This is a genomic window from Streptomyces sp. IBSNAI002, from assembly GCF_052244475.1.
Classification (GTDB): Bacteria; Actinomycetota; Actinomycetes; order Streptomycetales; family Streptomycetaceae; genus Streptomyces.
Genome location: NZ_JBQPXG010000002.1, coordinates 688,240 through 713,746 on the forward strand (window position 1 = coordinate 688,240; position 25,507 = coordinate 713,746).

At 73.2% G+C, this 25,507-nt stretch carries 29 protein-coding genes; 12 read left to right on the forward strand and 17 right to left on the reverse strand.

Annotated features, from left to right (window positions below):
- Positions 1–284: 284 nt before the first annotated feature.
- From ACTVZO_RS03460 to ACTVZO_RS03470, 3 genes are all read left to right on the forward strand, one after another.
- Positions 285–1,490 carry a sensor histidine kinase gene (locus ACTVZO_RS03460; protein ID WP_443296917.1) on the forward strand — a complete coding sequence of 402 codons (1,206 nt, stop codon included), beginning with the start codon at positions 285–287 and terminating at the stop codon, positions 1,488–1,490.
- Positions 1,487–2,152: a response regulator gene (locus tag ACTVZO_RS03465; RefSeq protein ID WP_443296918.1), complete on the forward strand. Its 666-nt coding sequence runs from the start codon at positions 1,487–1,489 to the stop codon at positions 2,150–2,152. Before ACTVZO_RS03460 ends, ACTVZO_RS03465 begins: the two co-directional genes overlap by 4 nt.
- A gap of 137 nt (positions 2,153–2,289) precedes the next feature.
- Entirely contained in the window at positions 2,290–2,580 is a 291-nt protein-coding gene (locus tag ACTVZO_RS03470; protein ID WP_443296919.1) for an SHOCT domain-containing protein, read from the forward strand.
- A 55-nt stretch (positions 2,581–2,635) separates the two neighbouring features.
- Here ACTVZO_RS03470 and ACTVZO_RS03475 read toward each other — a convergent pair whose 3' ends face one another.
- The 3 genes from ACTVZO_RS03475 to ACTVZO_RS03485 form a co-directional block, all read right to left on the reverse strand.
- Positions 2,636–3,208: an SRPBCC family protein gene (locus tag ACTVZO_RS03475; protein ID WP_443296920.1), complete on the reverse strand. Its 573-nt coding sequence runs from the start codon at positions 3,206–3,208 to the stop codon at positions 2,636–2,638.
- An 81-nt stretch (positions 3,209–3,289) separates the two neighbouring features.
- Positions 3,290–3,538: a hypothetical protein gene (locus ACTVZO_RS03480; protein ID WP_443296921.1), complete on the reverse strand. Its 249-nt coding sequence runs from the start codon at positions 3,536–3,538 to the stop codon at positions 3,290–3,292.
- Between the two features lie 50 nt (positions 3,539–3,588).
- Positions 3,589–4,080: a hypothetical protein gene (locus tag ACTVZO_RS03485; protein WP_443296922.1), complete on the reverse strand. Its 492-nt coding sequence runs from the start codon at positions 4,078–4,080 to the stop codon at positions 3,589–3,591.
- A 195-nt stretch (positions 4,081–4,275) separates the two neighbouring features.
- On the opposite strand from ACTVZO_RS03485, the gene ACTVZO_RS03490 reads away from it, so the two are divergent.
- Positions 4,276–4,650: a toxin Doc gene (locus ACTVZO_RS03490; protein ID WP_443296923.1), complete on the forward strand. Its 375-nt coding sequence runs from the start codon at positions 4,276–4,278 to the stop codon at positions 4,648–4,650.
- A 27-nt stretch (positions 4,651–4,677) separates the two neighbouring features.
- Here ACTVZO_RS03490 and ACTVZO_RS03495 read toward each other — a convergent pair whose 3' ends face one another.
- The 9 genes from ACTVZO_RS03495 to ACTVZO_RS03535 form a co-directional block, all read right to left on the reverse strand.
- Positions 4,678–5,064, reverse strand: a complete 387-nt coding sequence (locus ACTVZO_RS03495; protein WP_384225342.1) for a hypothetical protein — start codon at positions 5,062–5,064, stop codon at positions 4,678–4,680.
- Between the two features lie 321 nt (positions 5,065–5,385).
- On the reverse strand, positions 5,386–6,303 hold the full coding sequence (locus tag ACTVZO_RS03500; RefSeq protein WP_443303033.1) for a MurR/RpiR family transcriptional regulator: 918 nt from the start codon (positions 6,301–6,303) through the stop codon (positions 5,386–5,388).
- Positions 6,304–6,445: 142 nt separating this feature from the next.
- On the reverse strand, positions 6,446–6,787 hold the full coding sequence (locus tag ACTVZO_RS03505; RefSeq protein ID WP_443296924.1) for a TcmI family type II polyketide cyclase: 342 nt from the start codon (positions 6,785–6,787) through the stop codon (positions 6,446–6,448).
- Positions 6,788–6,808: 21 nt separating this feature from the next.
- Positions 6,809–7,288: an SRPBCC family protein gene (locus tag ACTVZO_RS03510; RefSeq protein WP_443296925.1), complete on the reverse strand. Its 480-nt coding sequence runs from the start codon at positions 7,286–7,288 to the stop codon at positions 6,809–6,811.
- A 1-nt stretch (position 7,289) separates the two neighbouring features.
- Positions 7,290–7,544: an acyl carrier protein gene (locus ACTVZO_RS03515; protein ID WP_443296926.1), complete on the reverse strand. Its 255-nt coding sequence runs from the start codon at positions 7,542–7,544 to the stop codon at positions 7,290–7,292.
- A 76-nt stretch (positions 7,545–7,620) separates the two neighbouring features.
- Positions 7,621–8,856: a beta-ketoacyl synthase N-terminal-like domain-containing protein gene (locus tag ACTVZO_RS03520; RefSeq protein WP_443296927.1), complete on the reverse strand. Its 1,236-nt coding sequence runs from the start codon at positions 8,854–8,856 to the stop codon at positions 7,621–7,623.
- On the reverse strand, positions 8,853–10,124 hold the full coding sequence (locus ACTVZO_RS03525; RefSeq protein WP_443296928.1) for a beta-ketoacyl-[acyl-carrier-protein] synthase family protein: 1,272 nt from the start codon (positions 10,122–10,124) through the stop codon (positions 8,853–8,855). Before ACTVZO_RS03525 ends, ACTVZO_RS03520 begins: the two co-directional genes overlap by 4 nt.
- Positions 10,121–10,564 carry a cupin domain-containing protein gene (locus tag ACTVZO_RS03530; RefSeq protein WP_069918768.1) on the reverse strand — a complete coding sequence of 148 codons (444 nt, stop codon included), beginning with the start codon at positions 10,562–10,564 and terminating at the stop codon, positions 10,121–10,123. Before ACTVZO_RS03530 ends, ACTVZO_RS03525 begins: the two co-directional genes overlap by 4 nt.
- Positions 10,565–10,622: 58 nt before the next feature.
- Complete coding sequence (locus ACTVZO_RS03535; RefSeq protein ID WP_443296929.1) at positions 10,623–11,720, reverse strand: SchA/CurD-like domain-containing protein; 1,098 nt, start codon at positions 11,718–11,720, stop codon at positions 10,623–10,625.
- Positions 11,721–11,995: 275 nt separating this feature from the next.
- On the opposite strand from ACTVZO_RS03535, the gene ACTVZO_RS03540 reads away from it, so the two are divergent.
- Positions 11,996–13,630 carry an FAD-dependent oxidoreductase gene (locus tag ACTVZO_RS03540; RefSeq protein ID WP_443296930.1) on the forward strand — a complete coding sequence of 545 codons (1,635 nt, stop codon included), beginning with the start codon at positions 11,996–11,998 and terminating at the stop codon, positions 13,628–13,630.
- Positions 13,631–13,680: 50 nt separating this feature from the next.
- Here the strand turns inward: ACTVZO_RS03540 and ACTVZO_RS03545 are convergent, their stop codons facing one another.
- On the reverse strand, positions 13,681–13,920 hold the full coding sequence (locus ACTVZO_RS03545) for an acyl-CoA carboxylase subunit epsilon (protein ID WP_443296931.1): 240 nt from the start codon (positions 13,918–13,920) through the stop codon (positions 13,681–13,683).
- A gap of 302 nt (positions 13,921–14,222) precedes the next feature.
- On the opposite strand from ACTVZO_RS03545, the gene ACTVZO_RS03550 reads away from it, so the two are divergent.
- The 4 genes from ACTVZO_RS03550 (at position 14,223) to ACTVZO_RS03565 (ending at position 18,900) form a co-directional block, all read left to right on the forward strand.
- Positions 14,223–14,456, forward strand: coding sequence for a hypothetical protein (locus ACTVZO_RS03550; RefSeq protein ID WP_384225253.1), 234 nt, complete (start codon positions 14,223–14,225; stop codon positions 14,454–14,456).
- 321 nt (positions 14,457–14,777) lie between these two features.
- A complete protein-coding gene (locus tag ACTVZO_RS03555; protein ID WP_443296932.1) occupies positions 14,778–16,199 on the forward strand; it encodes a glycoside hydrolase family 16 protein in 1,422 nt (473 codons plus the stop codon).
- A 25-nt stretch (positions 16,200–16,224) separates the two neighbouring features.
- Entirely contained in the window at positions 16,225–17,748 is a 1,524-nt protein-coding gene (locus ACTVZO_RS03560) for a glycoside hydrolase family 64 protein (RefSeq protein WP_443296933.1), read from the forward strand.
- Between the two features lie 99 nt (positions 17,749–17,847).
- Entirely contained in the window at positions 17,848–18,900 is a 1,053-nt protein-coding gene (locus tag ACTVZO_RS03565) for a LacI family DNA-binding transcriptional regulator (protein WP_443296934.1), read from the forward strand.
- An 85-nt stretch (positions 18,901–18,985) separates the two neighbouring features.
- Here ACTVZO_RS03565 and ACTVZO_RS03570 read toward each other — a convergent pair whose 3' ends face one another.
- Positions 18,986–19,636 carry a DUF4360 domain-containing protein gene (locus ACTVZO_RS03570; protein WP_443296935.1) on the reverse strand — a complete coding sequence of 217 codons (651 nt, stop codon included), beginning with the start codon at positions 19,634–19,636 and terminating at the stop codon, positions 18,986–18,988.
- A 202-nt stretch (positions 19,637–19,838) separates the two neighbouring features.
- On the opposite strand from ACTVZO_RS03570, the gene ACTVZO_RS03575 reads away from it, so the two are divergent.
- Entirely contained in the window at positions 19,839–21,653 is a 1,815-nt protein-coding gene (locus ACTVZO_RS03575; RefSeq protein ID WP_443296936.1) for a galactose oxidase-like domain-containing protein, read from the forward strand.
- Positions 21,654–21,760: 107 nt separating this feature from the next.
- Here ACTVZO_RS03575 and ACTVZO_RS03580 read toward each other — a convergent pair whose 3' ends face one another.
- From ACTVZO_RS03580 to ACTVZO_RS03590, 3 genes are read right to left on the reverse strand one after another with little or no spacing between them, the layout of a single operon-like run.
- Entirely contained in the window at positions 21,761–22,393 is a 633-nt protein-coding gene (locus ACTVZO_RS03580; protein WP_443296937.1) for a HutD/Ves family protein, read from the reverse strand.
- Positions 22,394–22,419: 26 nt separating this feature from the next.
- Positions 22,420–22,791 carry a DUF4180 domain-containing protein gene (locus ACTVZO_RS03585; RefSeq protein WP_443296938.1) on the reverse strand — a complete coding sequence of 124 codons (372 nt, stop codon included), beginning with the start codon at positions 22,789–22,791 and terminating at the stop codon, positions 22,420–22,422.
- 16 nt (positions 22,792–22,807) lie between these two features.
- Positions 22,808–23,260 (reverse strand): MarR family winged helix-turn-helix transcriptional regulator, encoded by a 453-nt coding sequence (locus ACTVZO_RS03590; RefSeq protein WP_443296939.1) that lies wholly within the window; start codon positions 23,258–23,260, stop codon positions 22,808–22,810.
- Between the two features lie 145 nt (positions 23,261–23,405).
- On the opposite strand from ACTVZO_RS03590, the gene ACTVZO_RS03595 reads away from it, so the two are divergent.
- Together ACTVZO_RS03595 and ACTVZO_RS03600 are read left to right on the forward strand one after the other, a co-directional pair.
- Positions 23,406–24,929 carry an MFS transporter gene (locus tag ACTVZO_RS03595; RefSeq protein ID WP_443296940.1) on the forward strand — a complete coding sequence of 508 codons (1,524 nt, stop codon included), beginning with the start codon at positions 23,406–23,408 and terminating at the stop codon, positions 24,927–24,929.
- A gap of 51 nt (positions 24,930–24,980) precedes the next feature.
- Positions 24,981–25,490, forward strand: a complete 510-nt coding sequence (locus ACTVZO_RS03600; RefSeq protein ID WP_443296941.1) for a mycothiol transferase — start codon at positions 24,981–24,983, stop codon at positions 25,488–25,490.
- Positions 25,491–25,507 lie beyond the last annotated feature (17 nt).

The following is a 25,507-nucleotide window of genomic DNA, read 5'->3' on the forward strand; positions in this document are numbered from 1 at the left end:
CGCGGCAACCTGTCGATGCCGGGGTCGGGTCCTCCCGACGGCTCCGGCATCCGTGCAACCTAGCCTGATCGGAGCCCCTCCACCACCGGACCCCGGGCGTGCTCCGGAGGGGCGGAGGCAGATAGTCCGGATAGCCCCGATGGTCAGGAATGGACCTGCTCCGGCCGGGTATCGGCGCACCGTGCGACCCGCTCCGCCGTACCCCGCGTACTACCCCGGGAGTACGCCGCGAACGCTACGCCGGGGTGACGCGGGTGACGCCGGGTGCGCACTAGCGTGGTCGTATGGACGAGCAGCGTGAGCGCCCGGGTCCTCCGTGGCGGCGATGGATGGAGCGGACCGGGCGGGGCCCGGCCTGGCGCTCGGTGCTGCTCGTCGCGGTCTTCGCGCAGGTCGCCTCGGGCTGGGCCGCGAGGGAGCAGACCGGGCGGGTGGGGCTGGACGCCTTCGCGCGGCTCCTGCTGCTGCTCGGGCCGGCGCTGCTGCTGGCCCGGCACCGACACCCGGTGGCCGTGGCGTACGGGGTCAGCGCCGTCACCCTGGTGTACGTGGGCGCCGGATACCCCTACGGCCCGGTGTTCCTCAGCATGGCCCTGGCCTGTTTCGCCGCCGTCGTCGCCGGGCACCGCAGAGCCGCCTGGGGGGCCGTGGGGCTGCTGTGGGCCGGGCACCTGCTCATCGCCCACTGGCTGTACCGGTGGCTCCCGCCGCCCGGGGACGGTCCGGCGCCCTGGGGGCAGGAGCTGGTGATCACCGCATGGGTGCTCGCGATGCTGGCCCTCGCCGAGCTGACCCGCCTGCGGCGGGAGCAGTGGGCCCGCGAGCGGGCCGAGCGGGCCGTGGCCGAGCGGCGCCGGGTGAACGAGGAGCGGCTGCGCATCGCCCGCGAGCTGCACGACGTACTGGCCCACAGCATCTCGGTGATCAACGTGCAGGCGGGCGTCGGGCTGGCCCTGCTCGACACCGACCCCGAGCAGGCCCGTACGGCCCTGACCACCATCAAGGCCGCCAGCAAGGAGGCCCTGGGCGAGGTCCGGCAGGTTCTGGACACCCTGCGCACCCCCGGTGACGCGCCCCGCGCACCCGCACCCGGCCTCGACCGCACGTCCGAGCTCGTCGAGCAGGCCGCGGCGGCCGGGCTCGTGGCGGACGTGGCGGCGGAGGGGACGGCGCGGGCGCTGCCGCCCGGCGTGGACCTGGCCGCCTTCCGGATCCTCCAGGAGGCACTGACCAACGTCGTGCGGCACTCGGGCGCGCGCACCGCGCGCGTCCGCCTCATATGGCGGCCGCGCGCCCTGGAACTGCGCGTGGACGACGACGGTCCGGCCACCGGGGACGGCGCGGGCGGCAGTGGGAACGGCCTCGTGGGCATGCGGGAGCGGGCCGCCGCCCTGGGGGGCACCATCGAGGCCGGCCCGCGGCCCGAGGGGGGATTCCGGGTGGTCGCGACACTGCCGCTGAAGGCCGCCACGTCCCAGGAGGACCCGTGATCCGTGTACTGCTCGCCGACGACCAGCTCCTCGTCCGGGCAGGGTTCCGGGCGCTGCTCTCCGCTCAGCCGGACATCGAGGTGGCCGGTGAGGCGGCCGACGGGGACGAGGCCGTGCGCCGGGTGCGGGAGCTGCGCCCCGACGTCGTGCTCATGGACATCCGGATGCCGGTGCTGGACGGGCTCGCCGCCACCCGGCTGATCACCGGAGACCCGGAGCTGGCCGCCGTCAGGGTGGTCATGCTCACCACCTTCGAGCTCGACGAGTACGTCTTCGAGGCCATCCGCTCGGGTGCCTCGGGCTTCCTCGTCAAGGACACCGAGCCCGCGGAACTGCTGCGCGCGGTCCGGGCGGTGGTGAACGGCGACGCGCTGCTGTCCCCGGGTGTGACCCGTCGTCTGATCGCGGAGTTCGCGGCCCGCTCGAAGCGGCCCGCGGCCGCCGCGGACCTGGACCGGCTCACGGACCGGGAGCGGGAGGTGATGGCGCTGGTGGGCATGGGCCTGTCCAACGAGGAGATCGCCCGCCGGCTGGTCGTCAGCCCGCTCACCGCGAAGACCCACGTCAGCCGGACCATGGTGAAGCTCGGCGCCCGCGACCGGGCCCAGCTGGTGGTCCTGGCCTACGAGTCGGGGCTGGTACGGCCGGGCTGGCTCGGCTGACACCGGGCCCCGGCCCGCGGCCCCTACTCCCCCGGTCGTAGGCGGGGTGCCGCCGGCCGTACGACGCCACGGGGCCCCTCCCGGAGCCAGTCTCGGAGTGAGACGAGACACCCGAACCTCCGAGGAGACGAACCGAGATGAACACCCTGACCACCCTCGCGTACGACGGCCCCGCCCCGTGGATCCTGCTCTTCCCGCTGATCTGGGCGGCGGTCGCGGTCGCCGCCGTCACCCTGCTGCGCCGCACCGTGTGGCGCGGGCGCCGCGGGCCGTGGCAGGCCCGCGGGGCGGCCTACGGCGAGCAGTCGCCGATCGGGATCCTGGGACGGCGCTTCGCGTCCGGCGAGATCGACGAGGACGAGTACTGGCGCCGGCTGTCCGTACTGGACGAGCAGTTCGGCCCCGCCGCCAAGGGCCGGGCGAGCTGAGCACCGTCAGCCGTCAGCCCTCCGCCGGCGGCCGTCAGCCCTCCGCCGGCGGCCGTCACCCCCGCCCGGGCTCGCCCGCCCCGCGGCCGCAGGCGTCGGCCAGGCGGGCGAGCGTGGTGCGCATCCCGGCCCGGTTGACCGCGACGCGGCGCTCCGGGCCGGTTCCCGCGAAGACCGCGCCGAGGGCTTCGGCCAGCCGGCCGCCGCGGCCGCCGCGCAGGTCCTGCCAGCTCTCGGTGACCCGGGTGCCTGCGCCCTCCGGTTCGAACCGGTAGCCCCAGCGGGCCAGCGGCAGGCCGAAGACGCCGACGTCGAAGGCGAACTCTCCCTCCCCCTGCGGCGCTTGCGGTGCCCGCAGGGTGGTGACGCGCCCGGTCGTGAACCAGACGAACGGCCCCCGCCGGTTGAATCCGACGAACCGGCTGCCGTGCCGGGCCGGCGGCCGCGGCACCCAGACCCGCCGGCACTCCGGGCTCCAACGGCCCATGTTCCGCAGGTCGGACACCAGCCGGTGGACGTCCGCCGGGGCGGCGTCCACCACGACGTGCTCCTCCAGGCGCCGTTGGCGCTCCCCCACGAAGGGCTCCCTTCCGCTCCGGGCCGCCCGCATCGTCGGGAGGGACGGCATGCACGGGAGTGTAGGCACACCCGCGCGCATCCGTACCCGGCGGTCAGGAAGGGGGTTTCGGCGGCGCGGCACCGTACCGGGTCACGGCAGGTCGCCGGTCGGCGGATCGGCGGCGTACACGTGGGGATCGTCGGAGTCCCACTCCAGGAGCTCGGAGCCGCCGAGGACCACGTCGTCGGGGTCGGGCATCCCGGCCCGCCGGAGGAACTCGATGACGTCCTCGTCCGAGCGGGCCACACCGAGGGACTCCTCGGCGCCCGCAGTCCGCAGCGTGACCTGCCGGCCTCCCGACGGGAAGATCCGGTGGACGACGACCGGTGCGCGGTGCATGTCTCCAGCCTCTCCCGCCCGGCCGGGCACGGCACCCCGAGGGGATCCGCTCAGGGGGTGCGGGCCGCGACGGCGCGCGGGACGCGGCGGGCCGAGGGCGCGGGGTAGGTCGCCTCCTCCGCCCGCAGCACGTCCTCCACCTCCGCCTTGAAGGCGGGCGCGAAGAGGCCGACGTCCAGCAGCAGCCGCAGCCCCTTCAGGGTCGGTTCGAGCAGCGGCCGGGCCATCCGGGAGCCGCCTCCGGCGACGGCCGCGAAGCCCGCCCGGGCCGCCTGCTCCCGCCCGGCCGCCCGCTCGTCGAGGCCCGCCGTCGCGAAACCGGCGAGCACGGCGAGTTCGGTGAGGAACCTGCGGGCCCCTAGGGCCATCTCCTCGGCCCCCTGGAGCGTCTGGACGGAGCCGCCCGCCACCGTGAAGTCGTCACCGGTCCGCTTGGGGCCCCGCGCCTCGTACACGGCGAGCGACTCCTCGAAGAGCCGGCCCGCCTCGTCGACCGCCTTCATCGCCGCCACCAGCTGGTCGATGCCGATCTCGCGCTCCACGCTGCCTCCTGGTCCGGAACTGTGCTGCACAGACCGTAGGAGCCGAAGCCCTCGCTGCGGAACACCTGTGCCGGAGAGAAACGGGGAAGTCACCGGACCGTCACCACCCCGCGCCGGTTCCCCGGGGCCGGGCCGCGGACGGCGTGCTCCGCGAACAGCCCCCCGCCCGGCCCCGGGACGGGGATACTCGGACGCGTGGAACTGCACATCGATCACCGCTGGCTGCTGGAGCGGCAGGAGTCGCTGTTCAAGGACGTGGCGGTGGCCGACCACTCCGCGCTGGTCGCCGCCGTCGCCCGGCACCGGGTGAACACTCCCAGCCTGGACGTGGACGACCCCGACGCGTACTGGCGCGCGGCCGCCCTGCTCGAGGCGATCGTCCTGCTGCGCCCGCTCCCCGACTCCAACGAGTTCTTCGGCTACGGGGTGGCCGTCGCCTACATCGAGGCGTCCGGCAAAACGGTGGACGCCCCGTACGAGCGGTGGCGCGAGCTCATCACCGACATCCGGCTGCTCCGCGTCACCGTCTTCGACGTGGCCGCGCGGCTCCGTTCCTGGCGGCCGGCCTAGACCGCCCGGTCCGTGCCGGGACCGCGGTCAGCGCCTGCGCTGTGCGGGGGTGCCCACCAGCAGGGCGTCGGAGACCAGGCGCGCGCCGCGGGACAGACGGCCCAGCTGTTCGAGCTCGACGGCGTACATCCGGATCGTGTTCTCGATGACCGCCTCGCCGACGCCCAGCACGGGCAGCTCGGCCCGGCTGGTCTGGAGGGCCACCCGGACCGCGCGCATCTCGTGCTGGAGCTGGAGCTGGACGTGCCGGGCCAGCAGGGCGTGGTGGCGGGTCAGGGTCAGGTAGCTGCCGTAGCGGGCGGGGAGCAGGTCCCGCAGCCAGCGCGTGGCCGAGCGTTCCCAGTCGTGGGTACCGGGCGCCTTGACCTGCAGGGGCCAGTCCGGGCTGCGCGTGATGGTGGCCGTCAGGGGCATTCTCGTCACTTCCGAGGGGTGTCGAACTCTGATCGAGACGTTGCTGAGGGGCGGCCCCGGCCCAGGGGTTGGCCGGGGCCGCCATGGGCGCTCTGCGGGATCCGAAGGCCTGGACTCGACGCGTGCCACGACGTGAGGAGGTCGTCGTGCCGCGCGTGCGTTCAGGAGGGGGTCCTCCTCCTTGGCATCTGGTGGATCCGGAGCGCCGCCGTCAGTAAACATATATACCGTCGAGTAGGCAAGGGTATGAAAAATTTCATGCATCCCGCGGACTGAATATCCCCTGGTCAGAATCCGGGTCAAATCCGACCTGACCAGCTCTTACAGGAAGAATCCATGCTGGTCGGCAACGTGCTCGTAGTCCTCCAGGCGTGCCTGGGTTCGCTCGGGATCGGCGTCCGCCATCGCCTGGAGCAGGGCCGCGGAGAGCATCCCGGGGGCCGCGTACGAGTCGAACACCAGCCGCGAGCCGGTTCCGGCCTTCAGCGTCACGTCCGCCTCGTCCACCAGCGGTCCGAGGGTCGGATCGGTGATCAGGACGACGCGCAGCCCCGTGCTGCGGGCGGCCCGGACGGCGGCCAGGGTCTCCCTGGCGTGCCGCGGCATGGCGAAGGCCAGCACCCAGGTCCCGCCGGCCGCCTTGGACTGCAGCAGCGCGTCGTAGGCCACGCTGCCGCCGCGGGTCACCAGCCGGACGTCGGGGTGGATGCGCCGGGCCGCGTACGCGAAGTACTCGGCCAGGGACACCGAGATCCGCAGTCCGAGCACGGTCAGCGGTACCGAGGCGGCCAGTTCGCGGCCGATGTCCAGCACCTGGTTGGTGTCCGCGAGCAGCCGGCGCACGTTCTCGAGGTTCTCGATCTCGGCGTCCACGGCGGCCTGAAGCTCGTTGCGGCGGATCTCCTCGCGGGTGTCCGGGGAGCCGGCGACGGCGCTGAGCGCGATGGGCTGGAGCACGTCGCGCAGGGCGGGGTAGCCGCTGAACCCGAGGGAGGAGGCGAAGCGGGTCACGGAGGGCTGGCTGACACCGACCCGCTCCGCGAGCTCGGTGATCGACAGGAAGGCGGCCTCGGTGAGGTGGTCGATCAGGTACTGGGCGATCCGGCGCTGGCCCGGGGAGAGGCGCCGGCCGTCGAAGAGCGCGAGGAGCCGGTCGGCCGGGGCGCGGAATTCCTCCGACGACTGCCCGCTCGGCTTGATCGCCGCCGCCTGAGCGCGTGCCTGCTGCCCCGATGACACCGGAAGGGCCTCCTTGACTATGTCACTCACGCTCAAACATAGCTCACGCCCCGTGGCCGACGAAGATCGGTCCAAGGCGCGGGCACCGCACGCGGCGGGACCCGCACACGCCGGTGTGCGGGTCCCGTCCGGGCCGCTCGGGTCACTGCGCGGCGGCCTTCTCCCAGCGGTAGAACTCGTGGGCCATCGCGTCCTTCGGACTGCGCCACGTGGCGGGGTTGTGCGGGCTGATGTAGGCGGTGAGGCTCTCGCTGAGCTGCCGGAACTCCGGGTGCTCGGTGACCTGGGCGATGGCGGGGCCCGGTGGCCGGTCCGCCTCGATCAGGTGCATGTACACATCGCCGAACTGGAACAGGCTGCGGCGCGTGACTCCGACCAGCTGCGGCAGTTCACCCGCGTCCGAACCGGCGAACAACTCGGCGATGTCGGGGGCCGATCCGGGCGCCATGCGGGCGACGATGAGTGCGCGGTGCGACTGGTTCATCGGGGGTACCCACCCTTCGTTTCAGAAGCGGCTGGCGGCGGGAGCGCGGTTCTCACGTTCGCGCTGCTCGATCTTCTCCCGGATGAGCGCCATCTGGATCGGGGAGTTGCGGTTGATGTTGTCGGTCATCCACGCGTCGTCGACCGGTGCGTCCGGCTTCATCGCGAAGTCCTGGGTCCACTTCATCCGCGTGCCGCCGGGCACCACGAAGTACTGCCAGTGGATGTCCATGTGCGCGAACGGTCCGGTCTCGACGCGCCGGGCCCGGACCGTGAGGCCCTCGCGGTCCACGGTCCGCTCCGACACCCAGCTCCACACCTTGCCGTTCTCGTCGGGGTGCATGGTCAGGCGGAAGCGGGTGGTGGCCCCCTTCTGCTCCAGGATCTCCAGCGAGGCGTACTCGCTGAAGAGGTGCGGCCAGCTGGGGAGGTCGTTGGTCATCTCCCAGACGACCTCCACGGGCGCGTTGACGGTGATCTCGTTCTCGGTGTGTCCTGGCATGTCAGGCTCCTGTCATCAGGCTGTTGTTGACGAGGTCGAGGAACTCGCCGGGGGTCTTGCAGCGGTCGGCGTCGGTGGGCAGGGCCCGCCCGCGCCGGTTCTCCAGCTCGCCGACGATGCCGAGCAGGCCCAGCGAGTCCAGGCCGTACTCGTCGAAGGCCGAGTCCGGACGGCTCGCCAGCTCGGTGGGGTCGACGGTGATGCCGGCGGTCTTCATCAGGGCCGCCAGCTCCTGCAGGGTCAGTCGGTCGGACATGGGTGGCTTCTCTCTTCCTACGGGGGGCCGCGCGCGGCTCGTGCCGGGCGCGGGCCCTGGGTGGACTGCACGGCCGTTACGGTGCCTTCGCGCCCTTGCGCAGGACGAGCGCGGAGTTCGAGCCCATCCGGCCGCGGCTCAGCACGAGCGCGGTGCGCAGGTCCGCGGAGCGGGCGCTGCCCGTCACGACGTCGAGGTCGTGGCACACGTCGAAGACGTTCGGGGTCGGCGGGACGACCCCGTGCTCCAGGGCCAGGACCGCGGCGGCCGTGTCGAGGGCGGGCGCCGCGCAGTACGCCCGGCCCGTACCGGTCTTCGGCGCCGTGACCGGCACCTGGTGCCCGCGGGCTCCGAGGGCGGCCGCGATCGCCGCCGCCTCGGCCGCGTCGGCCTGCGGCGTCCCGAGGGCGTCGGCGAAGACCACGTCGATCTCCTCCGGGGCGCATCCCGCTTCCCGGAGCGCGCCCCGGATCGCGTGGGTGAGGCCTTCACCGGCCTCGTCCGGCCGCCGGGTACCGCTGAAGGTGGCGGCGTGGCCGGCCAGGACGGCGCGTACCGTGGCGCCCCGGTCGAGGGCCGCGGCCTCGTCCTCGACGAGGAACATCGCGCCGCCCTCCGCGGGGACGTACCCGCAGGCCTTGGTGGTGAAGGGCCGGTAGGCGCGCTCGGGGTCGTCGCCGGTGCTCAGTCCCTCGTACTCCAGCTGGCAGACGATGGAGTACGGCGCGAGCGGCGCCTCCGTCGCCCCGACGAGCATCGCCCGGCTGCCCTGGCGGATGGCCCGGACGGCGTGTGCGAAGGCGTCGAGCCCGCCCGCCTCGTCGCTGGCGACGACCCCGCACGGCCCCTTGAGGCCGCGCCGGATGGAGATCTGGCCGGTGCTCGCGGCGTAGAACCAGGCGATCGACTGGTACGGGCCGACGTAGCGGGGGCCCTGGTCCCAGAGCCGCTGCAGTTCGCGCTGGCCGAACTCGCCGCCGCCGGATCCGGCGGCCGTGACCACCCCGACCGAGAAGGGGTCGGCCTCGTAGTCGGCCCGGCCGAGCCGGGCGTCCGCCAGGGCCAGGTCGGCCGCGGCGAGGGCGTGGTGGGTGAACCGGTCGGTCTGGACGAGGAAGCGCTCCTCGACCATCGCGCCCGGGTCGAAGCCCCGTACCTCGCCGGCGACGCGCAGCGGGAGGTGCTCGCAGCCCGCCCGGGTGACGCGGTCCAGCACGCACGCGCCGGACTGGGTGGCCTTCCAGAAGTCGTCGGCGCCGATGCCGTTCGGCGCGACGACCCCGATGCCCGTGATGACCGTACGGCGGGTCACGAGACCTCCTCCTTGGGCCGGGTCATGACCACGGCGGACTGGAATCCGCCGAAACCGCTGCCGACCGAGAGCACGCTGCGCAGCGTGCGGCCGCGGGCGGTGCGGGGTACGTAGTCCAGGTCGCACTCGGGGTCAGGCGTCTCGTAGTTCGCCGTGGGCGGTACCACCTGGTGGGTCATGGCGAGCACGCAGGCCGCCAGTTCGATCGCCCCGATGGCGCCGAGCGAGTGACCGACCATGGACTTGATGGAGGTCATCGGCGTCTTGTAGGCGTGGTCGCCCAGGACCCGCTTGACGGCCGCCGTCTCGTGGCGGTCGTTCTGCTTGGTGCCGGATCCGTGCGCGTTGACGTAGTCGATGTCCCGGGCGTCGATCCCGGCCTGGTCCAGGGCGGTCCGGATGGCGCGCGCCATCTCCAGGCCCTCCGCGGTCAGTCCCGTCATGTGGTGGGCGTTGCCGAAGGTGGCGTAGCCGCCGATCTCGCAGTAGACGTGCGCACCGCGGGCGCGGGCGTGTTCCAGCTCTTCCAGTACGAGGACGGCGCCGCCCTCGCCGAGGACGAACCCGTCCCGGTCGGCGTCGAACGGCCGCGAGGCGTGGGCCGGGTCGTCGTTGTTCGGCGAGGTCGCCTTGATGGCGTCGAAGCAGGCCACCGTGATCGGCGATATGGGCGAGTCCGAGGCCCCGGCGATGCACACGTCCATCCGGCCCTCGGCGATGGAGTGGACGGCGTACCCGATGGCGTCGAGTCCGGAGGTGCAGCCGGTGGACACCGTCTGCACCGGCCCGCGCGCACCCGTCTGTTCCGCGACGGCGGAGGCGAGGGTGGCGGGGGTGAAGGCCCGGTGCAGATGGGGCCCGGCGAACTTGTGGTCCACGTCCCACCAGGCGCCCGACTGGCTGACGGCGACGTAGTCGTGCTCCAGACGGGTGGTCCCGCCGACGGCGGTGCCCAGGGAGACGCCGGTGCGCCACGCCTCGTCCGTGGTGAGGTCGAGGCCCGCGTCGAGCAGGGCCTCGCGGGCGGCGACGAGGGCGAACTGGATGTACCGGTCCGCCCGGGCCGCCTCCCCTTCGGAGAGGCCGTGCGCGGCGGGGTCGAAGTCGACCTCGGCGGCTATCCGGGAGCGGAAGCCGGCCGGGTCGAACAGGGTGATGCCGCGGGTCGCCGTACGGCCGTTGGCGAGCAGGTCCCAGAAGGCCGAGACACCGATCCCGCCGGGCGCGACGACGCCGACCCCGGTGACCGCCACCCGGCGGCCGGTCACGAGACGGCTCCCGTGCGGTCCGGGGGCTGCTCCCAGGCGGTGCCCTCCGGGTTCGGGGCCGCCTCGGTGTCCACGTGGCCCAGTTCGGGGCGCGGGGCGAGCGGTCCCAGGTGGAAGACCATGCGGGCCTCGGTGTCCCCGACGTTGCGGAACCGGTGGCGCACGTTGAGCGGTACGAGCAGGCCCTGGTCGGTGCGCAGCGGGTGGGCCTCGCCGTCGAGGTCGACCTCCAGCCGGCCGGCGACCACGTACACGAACTCCTCGGAGTACGGGTGGTAGTGCTCGGCGATGGACTCCCCGGGGGCCATGACAGCCAGGCCCATGAAGCCGCTGGTGGAACCCACCGAGGTCGGGGTGAGCACGGCCCTCAGGTCGCCACCGCGCCGGCGGTTGGGCGGCGTCTCGCTGAGGTCGACGATGCGTGGACGCTGTCTGGTCATGGCGGGTTCCTCCTGGCGTATGGGGAGCCTGGACGGGCTGGGGTAGGGAGGCGGGGGGTCAGGACTGCGCGGGCGCCGAGCGGTCGGTGATCAGGTTCATCGTGTGGCGGGCGGCGCGGGTGCGCTCGGCGGGCGCGGCCGTCAGCCGGTCCAGTACGGCCGCCTTGCGCGGGCCGTGCACGCCCCGGATGGTGTCGGGCTCGGCGTCGAGCGGGCCGCGCACGTCGACGAGGCGGACCACGATGTCGTCGCGCTGGAAGATGCTGCTGCTCCGAACGGGGCTCTCCGGGCGGTGCGCGGCCGCCTCGTCCTGGCGGGAGAGGAAGCGGGCCAGGGCCTCGCCGCAGCCGGGCTTGGCCGGGTAGAAGAGCGCGTGGCGCGTGACCTCCTCGGCGGCCGGTTCCCCGGCGGCGACGTGGTGCACGGCGGGGAGCGCGGCCCGCATGAAGAACATGCGCGCGGACTCGGGGTCGTTCAGGTTCCGGTCCTGCTCCAGGTACGGGTTGATGGCCTCTTCGACGGCCCGCACCTCGGGCTGCTCGGAGACGTGCCGCAGGGCTGCCATCAGGTCGCCCTGGACCTCGACGGTCCGCACCACCCGGTTGCCGTGCATGAACAGGGAGGTCCGGCAGAGCCGGGTGTGGTCGTCCACCCGGGCGGCCGGGGAGGCGTAGCTGGAGAGGATGGACGCGACCTCCTTCTCGCTGCCCGGTTTGACGGTGAAGGTCAGGGCGTGGCGGACGATGCCGGCGCCGAGCCGGGGCACGGGCTGCAGCCGGACGCGGGCGGGCCGGGCGGCCTGGTCGTAGCTCCGGCCGGTCTCGCGCAGGACGGTGAACTTGAGCGGGCGCATGACCCGGGCGCAGGCGCCGAGCGGCTTGACCTGTTCGGCGTGGTGCTCGCTGTTGACCCATGCGAGGTACTGCGGTGCGCTCTCCCACTCGCTGGTGATGAGCCACTGGGAGGGGTTCTCGAAGGACTGGCACAGCTGGTCACTGATGTGGCCCGGGACCGACGCGATGTCGTGGCGGAGCTGTTCGTACGCCTCGAAGAACCGCTGTTGGGCCCCCTCGTGGAGGTCCATCAGCAGGACGACCCGGAGCATGGAGCCGTCGAAGGCTGACTGCGACACCCGTTCGGACAGGGTGGTTGTCATCTACTCACTCCTTCATGAGGGGGTGGAGATCCATCGCGTACGGACCCCTCGTCCGTCACCGGTGGCGTCCGCCCGGGCCGGCGGCCGCCTCGCTCGGGAACGGCGGGCCGGCGCATCTCAGGGGGAGCCGCTGTCGCTCATCGTCATCCCGGTTGGGACGTACCGCTACATGTCCGGATCAAGCGGGTGACAACCGGCGAATCAACCGGGCCTAATCGACGATCGGGGGCATAAAGAGTCCACTCCCCCACACAGAAAACAGGAGCCCGCAGCTGATGGAAGACAACGCCGATGTTCGCGTACCGGTTCTCGTCGTGGGCGGCTCCCTCGTGGGCCTGTCCACCTCGCTTTTCCTGAGCCGCCACGGAGTGAGGCACCTTCTGGTCGAGAAGCACTCCGGCACCTCCCCGCACCCGCGCGGCCGTGGCATCAACGCCCGGACGATGGAGCTCTTCCGCACCGCAGGGGCGGAGCGCGCGATCCGCCGGGCGGCGTCCGCGCTGGAGGGGATTCAGGGCATTCTGCAAGCCCGGTCACTGACCGGAGGCGACCACAACTGGCTGATCAAGTCGGTCGACCCGTCGGGGGCGCTGCGCAAGTTCAGCCCCACCGGCTGGTGCCTGTGCAGCCAGAACAACATCGAGCCGGTGCTGGCCGCGCAGAGCCGCGCGCAGGGCGCCGACATCCGGTTCTCGACCGAGCTGATGAACTTCGACCAGGACGAGACGGGGGTGACCGCCCTGGTGAAGAACCGCGAGACGGGTGAGCACACCACCGTGCGGGCCGATTTCGTGATCGCGGCCGACGGCCCGCGCAGCCCCGTACGTGAGCAGCTGGCCATCCCCCAGACGGGCAACGGCGAGCTGTTCCACAACGTCAGCGTGACCTTCCGCTCGGAGAGGCTCATCGAGGTGCTGGGCGACCTGCGCTTCATCGTCTGCTACCTGATGCGGCCGGGGGCGGACGGGGCGCTGCTGCCGGTGGACAACGAGACGCAGTGGGTCTTCCACGCGCCCTGGCACCCGGACCGGGGCGAGACCCTCGAGGACTTCACCGACCAGCGGTGCGTGGAGCAGATCCGCAACGCCATCGGCGTGCCCGACCTGGACGTGGAGATCGGCGGCAAGGCTCCCTGGCACGCGGCCGAACGGGTGGCGACGCGGTACTCGGTCGGCCGGGTGTTCCTGGCCGGGGACGCCGCCCACGAAATGTCACCGACCGGGGCCTTCGGCTCCAACACCGGCATCCAGGACGCGCACAACCTGGCCTGGAAGATCGCCGCGGTGCTGGACGGCTCGGCGGGCATCGGCCTGCTGGAGAGCTACGAGGCGGAGCGGCTGCCGGTGGCCAGGGCCACCAGCGAGCGGGCCTCGGCCCGTTCGGCGGAGCACAGCCACCCGGGCTACGCGCCCCCGCCCACGATGGGCGGCGGGCCCGGCAGCGGGATCCTGCCCACGGCGATGGGCTACTGCTACCCGCAGGGCGCGGTCGTCGGCGGCGACCCGGGCCGGCCGGTCATCCCCGAGGCCTTGCGCCTGATGGGTGACACCGGCACCCGGGCCCCGCACATGTGGCTGCTCAGGGCCGGCGAGCGGATCTCCTCGCTGGACCTGTACGAGCGCTCCTTCGTGCTGCTCAGCGGCGCGGGGACGCCATGGCGGAAGGCGGCCGAACGGGTGGCGGAGCAGCTCCCGGCCGTCCGGCTCGACGCCTACACCATCGGCTCGGGGCCGGACGCCGACCTGCTCCAGGAGACCGGTGCCGACTGGGCCGAGGTGCACGGGATGAGCCCCGACGGCGTGGTGCTCGTACGCCCGGACGGGTTCGTGGCATGGCGCTCGGAGGGCGCCGTCGCGGATCCCGCCGCGGCGCTGCGCGAGGTCCTCACGACGGTGCTGCGGCGGAGGTGACCCTTTCGCTTCCCTGTCCGCCGGCCGCGCGCCCGGCCGGCGGACGGGGTTCAGCGGCAGGCCCAGCAGCCTGCCCAGCAGCCGGCGTCCGAACGGGCGGCACGGCGCCGGCCGGTTCCGTGGCCGGCGCTCCGGCCGGGTTCCGGTCCGGCGCACTTCTCCGCGGCGCGGGCCAGGCTGGTGCGGCCCGCGTAGCAGGCGACCACGACGGCGATCGCCGCCAGTTCCTCGGGGTCCGCGTGGCCCCGCTCGACACGCAGCAGGCTCGATATCGGAACGTCGTTCGGCATCGGCACGGCCTCTCGTACGGGTGCTGTGCGCACGCCCCGCGACGGCCTGTCGTACGGACCGTCCCGGCACCGGCGCGGGCTGCGCTCGGGCGGCTCGGCGCGCCTCGCGGGCGTGATCCGTATGGTCTGCGTACTCCGCGCACTCTGCGTGTCGCGCGGTTGCGCACCGGCCGGCGGAGTCCTGTCGGGTCACCAGGACTCCTGACGCGACCGACGCTACAAGCGCGCGGCGGACCCGGCACGTTGGGCGGCCGGGGCCGCCCGGACGCGTCCGCGGCCGCATCTCGGCCGGCGGGCCGGCCGTGACCGGCCACGACGCCCTGCTCTGCCGGGGCTGCGCCGGACGGCTGTACGCCGTCTGCACCACCGACGCCGGCGGTGGCCGCAAGAGCCGCGGCACAGCGGTCGGCGAGTGGGAGGTCGACCACGAGATGCCGGTGCTGTGCCCGCTGTCCGGGCTGTTGCCGCTGACCGGGACGGCCGCGGCGGTCCACGACCTGCCCGGTGCGCGCGAGGTCCTCGGCCCGCCGGGCTGAGGCCCGGCGCCGAGGCGCGGCGGGGCGCGGCGGGTTGGGCCGAACGGGGGACGTTCCCGTCGGCGCGGCCCGCCGGCCGCGTTCAAGGGATGAACTCCGCCGGCCCGCAAGTCCTTTCCCGGTTCGATGTCTTGACGCCCGAAGGGGCGGGGAGCACAGTGTCGATCGGCGGGGTCTTGAGAGCGCTCTCAAAGCGAGCTCCCCCGACGGCGCGCCTCCCCGGCACTTCCCCGGCACTTCCCCGGCACTTCCCCGGCACTTCCCCGGCACTTCTTCCGGTTCTCCCGCAACGCGCCTCACGGCGTTCCAGAGAGGGCACCCATGCGTCAGACATCCGACAGGAAACGGCCGGTCGTCCGGCGGGCCGTCTTAGCCGCGCTCAGTACCGTCGCGGTGGTCGCGGCCGCCTCGGTGGCGGCCGTACTGCCCGCCGGCGCCACCGCGCCGCCCACCCCGGCCGGCTGGTCCCAGGTGTTCCTGGACGACTTCGACGGTCCTGCCGGCTCTGGCCTGGACACCGCCGACTGGCAGTACACCACCGGTACGGGCTACCCCGGCGGGCCGGCGCAGTTCGGCACCGGCGAGATAGAGACGATGACCTCCGACCCCGCCAACGTATCCCTCGACGGGGCGGGCAATCTGCGCATCACCCCGCGGCGGGACGCCGCCGGCAACTGGACCTCGGGGCGGGTGGAGACCCGGCGGTCGGACTTCCAGCCCCCGGCGGGCGGCACCCTGCGGGCCGAGGCCCGCATCCAGATGCCGAACGTCACGGGCCCCGCGGCCAAGGGCTACTGGCCGGCGTTCTGGATGCTCGGGGCCCCCTACCGGGGCAACTGGTGGAACTGGCCCGGCGTCGGCGAGATCGACATCCTGGAGAACGTGCAGGGCATCAACCAGGTCTGGGCGACCATGCACTGCGGCACCAGCCCGGGCGGCCCCTGCAACGAGAAGTCCGGCATCGGCGGGCAGCGCGTCTGCCCCGGCACCAGCTGCCAGGCCGGCTTCCACACGTACGCCGCGGAATGGGACCGCTCGACCGCGGTCGAGCAGGTGCGCTTCTACGTCGACGGCATCAGCTTCCACACCGTGCGGGCCGATCAGGTGGACGCCGCCACCTGGGCCAACGCCACGAACCACGGCTACTTCATCATCCTGAACGTCGCGATGGGCGGCGAGTTCCCGGCGGCCTTCGGCGGCGGACCCGACGCGGCGACCGAGCCCGGCCACCCCATGGTCGTCGACTACGTGTCCGTCCTCCGCTCGACCGGCGGTACGACACCGCCCACCACACCCCCTACCACGCCCCCCACCACCCCGCCGGCCGGCAACCGCGACGCCTACGCCCCGATCCAGGCCGAGTCGTACGACTCCCAGGCGGGCGTGGCGAGGGAGACCACCACGGACACCGGCGGCGGCCAGGACCTCACCACCCTCGGCAACGGCGACTGGGTCCTCTTCAAGGGGGTCAACTTCGGCCCGGCCGCCGCACGGCAGTTCCGCGGACGCGTCGCGTCCGGCGCGGCGGGCGGGGTCAGCGGCCTGGTCGAGGTACGGCTCGGCAGCCGCACCGCGGCCCCGGTCGGCAGCTTCTCCGTGGCGAACACCGGCGGCTGGCAGAGCTGGCGGACGGTACCGGCGAACATCGGCGCGGTCACGGGCACCCACGACGTGTACCTGACCTTCACCAGCGGCCAGGGAGCCGACTTCGTGAACCTCAACTGGTTCGATTTCGGCCACTGACCGGCCCGGACCGAGGAGAGCTCCCGTGAACTTCCCCCTTCCGCGGCGGATCCCGCTGCTCCTGCTCGCCGTCCTGCTGGCCCTGGCGGGATCCCCGGCCCTGGCCCCGGCGGCCGGGCCGGTCCCGGCCACCGCCACCACCGCCGCCGCTGCCGACTACACGCAGGGCGTCACACCCCTGGGCCCGGGCGCGGTCCGGATCCGGTTCAGGCCCGCCGCCCCCGCCGCCCTGGTCGACGTCCACTACCTGCCGGGCGGAGGCCTCGGCCAGCAGAACCTCCGGATGACGGACGACGCCGGAACCTGGGAGCGGACCGTCACCGGCCTCACCCCCGGCTCGGCCCTCCCGTACTGGTTCACGTACGAGAAGGGCGGCCCGCTCCACGACACCCCCCGCTTCACCCACACCGTCGGCGGGACGGGAGGCGGCGGGGGCGGCGGCGAAACCGGCGGCTTCCCCATCACCTTCCTGAACAACACCCGCGGCGCGTACGCCGATTCACAGATCCACGTCACCGTCCTGGGCCAGGTGACCCCGGGCCAGTGGTCGTACATGAAGCCCGACGGCACGATGGCCCGGATCAGCCACCTGGACGCCGACGCACCCGGCCACCTGGTCAAACGCGGGGTGAACTACCCCGACATGTCCTTCACCCTGGCCGAGGTGGGCGGCACCGTCCCCTCCCCGCCCGCGATCCGCGGCGGCCGGATCTACCTCTCACTGGGCTCCCCGGTGTACATCCCGGTCTCCCCCGACGACCAGGGCTGGGGCGGTCCCGATCCGCGCAACCCCGACGACCCCAACAACGACGTGTACTACGACTGGTACGAGTACACCTACGTCCACGGAGAGGTCCCCTTCGGCGGGAACACCACCCAGGTCGACCAGTTCGGCTTCCCGATCACCTCGCGGCTGCGGCAGACCGCCAGCGGCTACGACACCACGCAGGGCATCACCACCGGGCGCGCCGAGGTGATGCGGCGGTACGCGGCCGCCGTCGGCCCCGCGTTCAGGCCGCTGCAGAGCGACCACCGCATCGTCGCCCCCCGTTCCTCCGGCCTCTTCCAGCCCGGCGGAGCCGGCCAGGACCACCTGACCGCCGCCATCGACCGGGCCTGGGCCCACTACACCGCCCACCCGTTCACCCTCAGCCGACTCGGCGAGACGTTCTCCGGGCGGGTCACCGGCTCCACCCTCACCTTCGGCAAGAACGGCGCGGGCGGCTTCACCCTGCGCAAGCCGACCTCGCCCGAAGTCATGGCCTGCTCCGGTGCGATGGCCTCGGGCAACGACACCGAGAGGCAGCTCGGCGCGGAGTTCTGCGCCGCGTTCAACCGGGGCGTCGCCCTCGACACCACCGCCTGGTACCGCCCGGAGGCGTACTACTCCGGGGCGGCGGGGAACGACTACGCCGGCTTCTTCCACACCGTCGGCCTGGAACGGCGGGCCTACGGATTCCCCTACGACGACGTCAACGACCAGTCCTCCGTACAGATCCTCGGGAACTCCGGCCCGCCGACCGGGCTGACGCTCGGCATCGGCTGGTAATGATCCGTACCGCCGGGCGGGCCGCAGGCCTACCGGCGGTACGGGTTACCCTGCTGCACGGGCGAACCCACCGCCCGAAGACACCCAGGAGGAGCGCCCGTGCCGGAACAGCGACCCGGGGACCGCCCCACCCTGGAGGCGGTCGCGGCGCGCGCCGGGGTGTCCCGGGCCACCGCGTCCCGCGTCGTCAACGGCGGCGACGGGGTCCGCCCCCACCTGGTGGAGAAGGTCCAAGTGGCCATCCGGGACCTGGGTTACGTTCCCAACCCCGCGGCCCGGACCCTGGTCACCCGGCGGACCGGCGCGGTGGCGGTGATCATCCCCGAGCCGGAGATCCGGATCTTCTCCGACCCCTTCTTCTCCCGTCAGGTGCGCGGGATAAGCAAGGAACTGACGGCGCACGACACCCAGTTGGTGCTCCTGCTGGTGGAGGACCGGGGCGACTACGACCGGATCGAGCGCTATCTGGCGGGCGGCCACGTCGACGGAGCGCTCGCCTTCTCGCTGCACACCGACGATCCGCTGCCGGCGATCGTCCGGCGGATCCGCATGCCCACGGTCTACGGCGGCCGGCCCGGCTGGACCGCCGGGCCCGGCGAAGCCGGCGGGGGCGACGCCCGGGTGGCGTACGTGGACGCCGACAACCGGGCAGGCGCGCGCGAGGCCGTACGGTACCTGGCGGCCCGGGGCCGGGAGCGGATCGCGCACATCGCCGGTCCGCTCGACCAGACCTCGGCTGCGGACCGGCTGAGCGGTTACCGGGACGTGCTGCCGCAGGCCGGACCCGCGCTGGTCGCCGAGGGGGACTTCACGGTGGCGGGCGGGGCCCGCGCGATGGCCGAACTGCTGGACCGGCGGCCCGGGATCGACGCCGTGTTCGCGGGGAACGACCTGATGGCGACGGGTGCGCTGCGGGTGCTGCGGGAGCGCGGCCGCACGGTGCCCGACGACGTGGCGGTGGTCGGCTTCGACGACGCCGAGCTGGTGGCGGAGAACGCGGACCCGCCGCTGACGACCGTACGCCAGGACATCGAGGGGATGGGCCGCATGATGGCGGAGCTGCTCCTGGAGACGCTGGCGGGCCGGGGCGAGCGGCCTCCGCCCGGCCCGGTGATCACGTCCACCGAGCTGGTCCGGCGCGCGTCGGCCTGAGCCGCCGCGTCAGCGCGGGCGTCCGCCGGGTACGCCGGAGGCCGGGAGCGCAAGGCGGTGCTCCCGGCCTCCGGCTCGCTGCCCGTCAGCGTCCCGGGCACTGCTTCCAGGTGAAGTGGTACACGCTGTTGATGCTGCCGTCCGTGGAGTCGAGGGCCATGAAGCTGGTCTTCGACGGGTCGGAGGTTCCGACCTCGGCGCGCAGCTCGGTGTTGATGTTGAAGTTGCGCTGTTCGCCGCAGGGTGCGAAGGCCAGCGCCTCGATGCCCGTGGTGTCGGTGGCCTGCCAGTTGTCCTCGAGCGCGCCGTTGAACTTGTGGGTGCGCTGGGCGGTCTGGCTCATGCCCTGGAAGTAGTAGCTCGCCTTCTGCGTGCCGACGGCCCCCGGCTGGAGGCTGCCGAAGCCCCGGTAGTCGACCTGGGCCACGGCGTAGGTGTAGCCCTGGGGGACGTGGACGATGAGGGACAGGAGACAGTTCTTGCGGCCCTCGACGGCGGGGGCGCCGCCGCCGGCCTGGGCCAGGTACTCGCTGTAGGTGACGGTGAAGGCCGAGTTGTCCGGCGCCACGGCGACGGCGGCGCTGCCTGGACGGCAGCCCGATCCGTTGACGCTGGCGACGTCCACGGTCACCCGGTCGGAGGGTGCCGAGGGGGAGGCCCCGGCGGAGGGGCTGAGCGTGACGAGAGCTGCGGTCACGGCGGCTGCGGTGAATCCGGTACGAAGCGACTTGATCACGTCGACATGGATAGCCGTCCGCGGCGGTCGCGGTGGGCCGGTGGGTACGGGGTCTCACCTTCATGGGCGCAGCGGTTCACCGGGGAAACGATTCTTCAGGCGGCATCGCTGGGCCGAACGGCTCCGCATCGCGTCGCATCGCCCTGATTCATCCGGGTCCTCCTAATATCTGGCGAATCGACCAGAGATCCCGAGGAGCTCCATGTCCCGCGCGCACCGCTCCGCCGCCGTGTCCGCCTGGGTGATCGCCTCCGTCCTGGCCCTCACCGCGATGTCCCCGGCGCCGCGGCCCGGGCCCGCGGAGCGCGCCGCGGCGGCCGAGGCGGCCGAGGCCTCCGTGATCGGCGAGGACCACGCCCGGGCGCACGCCCGCCTCCGCGAGGCGGCCAAGGGCACGAAGGGCTACCCGCAGACGAAGCGCACGGCGAACCTGACCGCGCTGCGGGACTCCCAGACCAGGACCAACGCGGGCTTCGCGGCAGCCGGCTCCGGCCGGTTCACGGAGTACTTCGCCTCCCCCGACTTCGGCGTGCACGTGGCCCAGCTGCCGACGGGCAAAGTGCTGCTCTTCTCCTTCGAGCGCACCGAGGAGGACCCCACCAAGGAGACCGGGCCCACGAACACGGTCGGCCGGACCAACGCGGGCCGCGCCTACCTCTGGGATCCGGCCCGGGGGACCGGCCCGCGGGCGTTCAAGAAGGTGGCCCCGCCCACGGTCCTGATGCCCGACGGGAGCTACGCCCCGCGCCCGGCGCCCTTCTTCTGCGCCGGGCACGCCTTCCTCCCCAACGGCATGGTCGGCGTCTTCGGCGGGAACGTCGGCGGCAAGGGCGGCAGCGGCGCCAAGCTGTCCTTCGTGTTCGACCCGTGGACCGAGACCTGGTTCCGCAACCGCGACATGTCCGCGGGCCGCTGGTACCCCTCGGTCGTCACCGGGGCCGACGGCCGCCAGATCATCATGTCCGGCCAGTCCGAGCGCGGTACGGGCACCCCCACCCCGGTGGTCGAACGCTTCCCCGCGCTGCGCCACCCCGTGCCCTGGCGGCCCTTCGACATCCCGGTGGACTTCGCCTCGCAGCGGCTGCGTTCGGACGCGCCGTTCCGCAACGACTACCCGCACCTCTTCTCGCTGCGGGACGGGATGGTCTACGGGCTGGGCCGGGACGCCGACCAGCAGTGGCTGTTCGACCCGGTCAAGGAGGTGCGCACCGACCTGCCCCGGCGCCCCGCCGACTTCCGCGGGTACGGCTCGGCAGTGCCGCTGCCGGCGGGATTCCGGGGGCCCGACTCGGTCCTGGTGCTCGGCGGCGATCCGCGCGACCCGCACACCTACCGGCTGTCCGGCGGCCGGTGGACCATCGAGGAGCCGCGCGCCTTCGGGCGCACCCAGGACGACACCCTGATCCTGCCGGACGGTTCGCTGCTGACGGTCAACGGGGCGCTCGACACCCGGGATTACGGCAACGGGCCGTTCAACCCGAAGGCGGACCTGAAGTACCGGCAGATCGAACTGCGCGACGCGCGCGGCCGCTGGCGGCTCGGCCCGGCCCAGCGGCTGCCCCGCGGCTACCACTCCAACGCCCTGATCATGCCGGACGGACGGATGATGGTGACCGGGGACGAGCTCCAGCAGATCGCCAACGACCCCGACATGAGGGACGGGATGGACGGCAGCATCGAGCTCTACGAGCCCGCGTACCTGCACCGCGGCCCCCGGCCGGCCCTCGACCGGGCCCCGGCGGGCGAGCTCGGCCACGACACGTCCTTCGAGGTCTCGACGTCCACGCCGAAGGACGTGGCCCGGGCGGTGCTGCTGGCGCCGACGACCGTCACCCACTCGGTGAACACCAGCCAGCGCCACCTGGAGCTGCGGCTCACCGGCGTGCGGGGCACCGCGGTCGGGCTCCGCACTCCGCCGACCGCCGCCGACGCGCCGCCCGGGTACTACATGCTCTTCCTGCTCAACGCGAAGGGCGTTCCCAGCACGGCGAAGTGGGTGAAGCTGGGCCGCCGTTGAGCCTCACACCCCCGGCGGCTCGATTTCGCCGGCCAGGCCGCCAGGAGCCCCTCCAGGAGGCCCCGCGGGCGAGACCCTCACCGGGCAGCAGCTGTGCGGCCCGGCCCTCACGCTGGCGGGCGTGCTCCTGGGCCGCCCGGCGGGCCGGAGCGCCCAGGCCGCTCGCGGAAGCGCACCAGGGCCGCGCGCCCGGAGGTCCGTACGAGGGCGGTGAAGGGGCCCTCGGCCAGCACCGCGTCGTACGGGCCCAGGGTGACGGCCGGGCCTTCGGCCGGTTCGAGGTCCGCCGGGCCCTCCAGGGCGACGATCAGCAGGGTCTCCCCCGCCCGGGCGTCGAGGGCGAGCCGGCCGCGTACGACGGCGGTGTCCGCCCGCGCCGCGTCCCTGCGGTACATCACGTTGAAGTTGACCACCGGGCCGTCGAGGAGCCGGCAGTCCGTCGGCTCGTCCCCGGCGAAGTCCTGCGGCGCGTACCGCTCGCCCACGAGGCGGTGCGCGCCCGCCACGGTGAGGTCCATGCCCGCTCCCTCGGCGAGGGTGAGGGTGCGGTCGACCCCGGGGAAGGCGGAGAACGGCCCGTCGGCGGCGACCTCGGCGAGGCTCGCCCGCCAGGCGAAGTCCGCGATGCCGGCGCCCTCCGGCCGTGCGGCGATCTCGCGGGTGACTCCCCCGCCGTTCCTCCAGGCGGTGGCGGTACGGCCGGCGGCCCGCAGGACGCGCGCCCCGCCGGCCCGGCTCACACCGCCGGACTCTCCCCGGTCCCCGTTCACGCGGCCGGCCCGGCCAGCCGCTCGTGCAGCTCCGCCGCGTCGGCGAGGAACCACGTCTGCGTGCCGCGGTTGCACTCGCGGACGAAGTCGCGCAGCGCGGGACTGGCCTGCGTGTGGCGGGAGATGTCGCCGAGGACGACGATCCCGACCCGGTACTGGACGAACTTCTGGATGATCGCGCCGGCCACGCGGGTGCTCAGCCGGAAGAACTCCTCGCCGAACCGCTCGGCGGGGATGACGGCCCACCGGGCTCCCTGGTATCCGGCGTCGCCGATGAAGTCGAGGGCCTCGCGCTCGCCGGCGATGACCTCGCCCTCGGCCTCGCACATCAGCACGGAAACGCCGTTGATCGTCTGCAGGGTGCTCATGGAGGACGAGGCTACGTCAGGCGTCCTTCTCCATGGTGGGGCGCAGGCGCTCCAACAGGGCGTAGAGCGTGGCGCTCTCGGCCTCGTCGAGGGTGTCGAGCGCGCCGTGGGTGGCCTGCATCTCCTCCCGGACGCGGCGGATGACCTCGCGTCCCGCGTCCGTGGCCACCACGTTCTTGACGCGGCGGTCGGCGGGGTCCGGTTCGCGGCGCACCAGCTCGCGGGCCTCGAGCCGGTCGACGATGCCGGTCACGTTGGACGCGTCGCAGACCAGCAGCCGGGCGAGGCCGCGCATCGGCACCGGGCCGTCGAGCTGTGCGAGCACCCTGGCCTGCGTGGACGTGAGGCCGTACTGGGAGGCGGCCGTCGCGAAGTCGCGCCACTGGGCCGTGCCGATGGCGGCGAGCAGCTCCAGCAGCTGGAGCTTGGCGGGGGCTGCGTGCGGAGGGGTTCCGCTCTTACCGGACATGACTCGAGCCTACCCAGAATGGTTGACATTATCAATTGTTTACTTGACCACCTTAACTATCCGCGTCTACCGTCGACCGAGTTACTTGATGACATCAAACATCTGCGTCCTAAAGCTCTGAAGTCCGAAGAAGGTCCTGTCAGCCATGAGCACCACCTCCCCCGCCGCCACGACGGCCACCGGGCGACGGAACGAGACGGTCATCGTCTTCGCCCTGAGCCTCGCCGCCATGGTCGTGTCGATGATGCAGACCCTGCCGGTCCCGATCCTCGGCCTGATCCGCACCGACCTCGGCACCACCACCGCCAACGTCAGCTGGGTGACCACCGCCACCCTGCTGTCGGCGGCCGTCTTCACCCCGCTGCTGGGCCGCTTCGGTGACCAGCACGGCAAGAAGCCGACCCTGGTGGCCGTGCTCGGCGTCATGGTCGCCGGCTCCGTCATCGCGGCGCTGGCGACCTCGCTGCCGCTGCTGATCCTGGGCCGGGTGCTCCAGGGCGCCGCGACCGCGATCTTCCCGCTCGCCCTCTCCGTCCTGCGCGAGGAGGTCCGGCCGCAGAAGCTGCCCGGCGCGATGGCACTGGTCAGCGGCACGCTCGCGTTCGGCAGCGGCCTGGCGCTCGTCGCCACCGGCCTGCTCACCTCCGGATCCGACGCCGACTACCGCAACGCCTTCTGGATGGCGACCGGCTTCGCGGTGATCGCCCTGCTCGCCGTGGTGTTCCTGGTTCCCGCGACCCGCCACAAGACCGGCGGCCGCACCGACTTCCTGGGCGCCCTGACCCTCGGCATCGCCCTGCTGCTGCTCCTGCTCCCGATCTCCCAGGGCCACGAGTGGGGCTGGGCCTCCGCCCGTACGCTGGGCAGCTTCGCGGGCGCGGCCGTCATGACCGCCGTGTGGGTCCTGGTCGAGCGCAAGGTCGACGAGCCGCTCGTCGACATGAAGATGTTCGTCCACCGCCCGGTGCTCATGGCCAACCTGGCCGGCATCCTCGTCGGCTTCGGCATGTTCGCGAACTTCCTGGGCGTCTCCTACCTCGTCCAGATGCCCGAGGCGGTCGCCGGCTACGGCTTCGACGCGTCGATCCTGCGGGCCTCCGTGCAGTTCCTGCTGCCCGGCGCCATCGTCTCGCTGCTCGCCTCGCCCATCGGCGGCCAGCTCGTCCGCCACCGCGGCCCGCGCGTGGCCCTGGGCCTGGCCGCCGTGCTCGGCGCCGTCGGCTTCGGCTGGCTCGCCCTGGACCACCAGCACGCCGCCTCGGTGATCGGCGCCGGCCTGGTCGTCGGTGCGGCCGTCAGCTTCGGCTACGCCGCCATGCCCGCCGTCATCATGGCCAGCGTCCCGCACCACCAGAGCGGCATCGCCAACGGCATCAACTCGATCTCGCGCTCCACGGGCAGCGCGATCGGCAGCGCCATCGTGACCACGATCCTGGCGTCCCGGACCATCGAGCACCTGCCGCCGGGCGTCCCCGCGCTGCCCGCCGAGTCCGGCTTCACCCTCACCTTCGGCATCGGCGCGGCCGCCTTCGCGCTGGTCGCCGTGATCAGCAGGTTCGGCCTGCGCGGCGGGCGCGCGACCGTGGCCGCGGCGGCCGGGGACCGGCCGGCGGCGGCGGCGCCCGCGGACGGGACGGTGCGCGCCGCGAAGGCCGACGCCGCCGTCTGAGGCGCGTGTCGCTGGCCCCGAGCGGGCCCGGAAGCCTTGCATGGTGGGTGCATGAAGGCTACGGACGTCATCGCCGACGGCTTCGGACGCATCCGGGAGACCGTGCACGAGGCCGTCGAGGGCCTCCCGGCGGAGCAGCTCAACGCCCGCGTCGACCCGGCGGCGAACTCGATCACCTGGCTCGTCTGGCACCTCACCCGGGTCCAGGACGACCACGTGGCGGAGGCCGCGGGACTGGAACAGGTCTGGGAGGCGGGGGGCTGGGTGGCCCGGTTCGCCCTCTCCCTGCCCACCGGGTCGACGGGGTACGGGCACACCGCCCGGCAGGCCGGAGCGGTCCAGGCCGACTCCGCCGGACTGCTGCTGGGGTACTTCGACGCGGTCCACGAACAGACCATGGGCTTCGTGCGGGGACTCGCCGCCACGGACCTCGACCGGGTGGTCGACGAGCGCTGGGACCCGCCGGTCACCCTGGGCGTGCGCCTGGTCAGCGTGCTGGCCGACGATCTCCAGCACGCCGGCCAGGCCGCCTTCGTACGGGGGCTGCTGGAGCGGCGCTAGACGGTGCCGGGCGGCCG

Coding starts and splice junctions, on each gene's coding strand:
- ACTVZO_RS03535 (WP_443296929.1), bottom strand. CDS start 11,720: ATGACAACCACCCTGTCCGAACGGGTGTCGCAGTCAGCCTTCGACGGC.
- ACTVZO_RS03475 (WP_443296920.1), bottom strand. CDS start 3,208: ATGCCGTCCCTCCCGACGATGCGGGCGGCCCGGAGCGGAAGGGAGCCC.
- ACTVZO_RS03495 (WP_384225342.1), bottom strand. CDS start 5,064: ATGCCCCTGACGGCCACCATCACGCGCAGCCCGGACTGGCCCCTGCAG.
- ACTVZO_RS03510 (WP_443296925.1), bottom strand. CDS start 7,288: ATGCCAGGACACACCGAGAACGAGATCACCGTCAACGCGCCCGTGGAG.
- ACTVZO_RS03555 (WP_443296932.1), top strand. CDS start 14,778: ATGCGTCAGACATCCGACAGGAAACGGCCGGTCGTCCGGCGGGCCGTC.
- ACTVZO_RS03575 (WP_443296936.1), top strand. CDS start 19,839: ATGTCCCGCGCGCACCGCTCCGCCGCCGTGTCCGCCTGGGTGATCGCC.
- ACTVZO_RS03600 (WP_443296941.1), top strand. CDS start 24,981: ATGAAGGCTACGGACGTCATCGCCGACGGCTTCGGACGCATCCGGGAG.
- ACTVZO_RS03460 (WP_443296917.1), top strand. CDS start 285: ATGGACGAGCAGCGTGAGCGCCCGGGTCCTCCGTGGCGGCGATGGATG.
- ACTVZO_RS03595 (WP_443296940.1), top strand. CDS start 23,406: ATGAGCACCACCTCCCCCGCCGCCACGACGGCCACCGGGCGACGGAAC.
- ACTVZO_RS03545 (WP_443296931.1), bottom strand. CDS start 13,920: ATGCCGAACGACGTTCCGATATCGAGCCTGCTGCGTGTCGAGCGGGGC.
- ACTVZO_RS03470 (WP_443296919.1), top strand. CDS start 2,290: ATGAACACCCTGACCACCCTCGCGTACGACGGCCCCGCCCCGTGGATC.
- ACTVZO_RS03590 (WP_443296939.1), bottom strand. CDS start 23,260: ATGTCCGGTAAGAGCGGAACCCCTCCGCACGCAGCCCCCGCCAAGCTC.
- ACTVZO_RS03515 (WP_443296926.1), bottom strand. CDS start 7,544: ATGTCCGACCGACTGACCCTGCAGGAGCTGGCGGCCCTGATGAAGACC.
- ACTVZO_RS03480 (WP_443296921.1), bottom strand. CDS start 3,538: ATGCACCGCGCACCGGTCGTCGTCCACCGGATCTTCCCGTCGGGAGGC.
- ACTVZO_RS03585 (WP_443296938.1), bottom strand. CDS start 22,791: ATGAGCACCCTGCAGACGATCAACGGCGTTTCCGTGCTGATGTGCGAG.
- ACTVZO_RS03530 (WP_069918768.1), bottom strand. CDS start 10,564: ATGACCAGACAGCGTCCACGCATCGTCGACCTCAGCGAGACGCCGCCC.
- ACTVZO_RS03505 (WP_443296924.1), bottom strand. CDS start 6,787: ATGAACCAGTCGCACCGCGCACTCATCGTCGCCCGCATGGCGCCCGGA.
- ACTVZO_RS03540 (WP_443296930.1), top strand. CDS start 11,996: ATGGAAGACAACGCCGATGTTCGCGTACCGGTTCTCGTCGTGGGCGGC.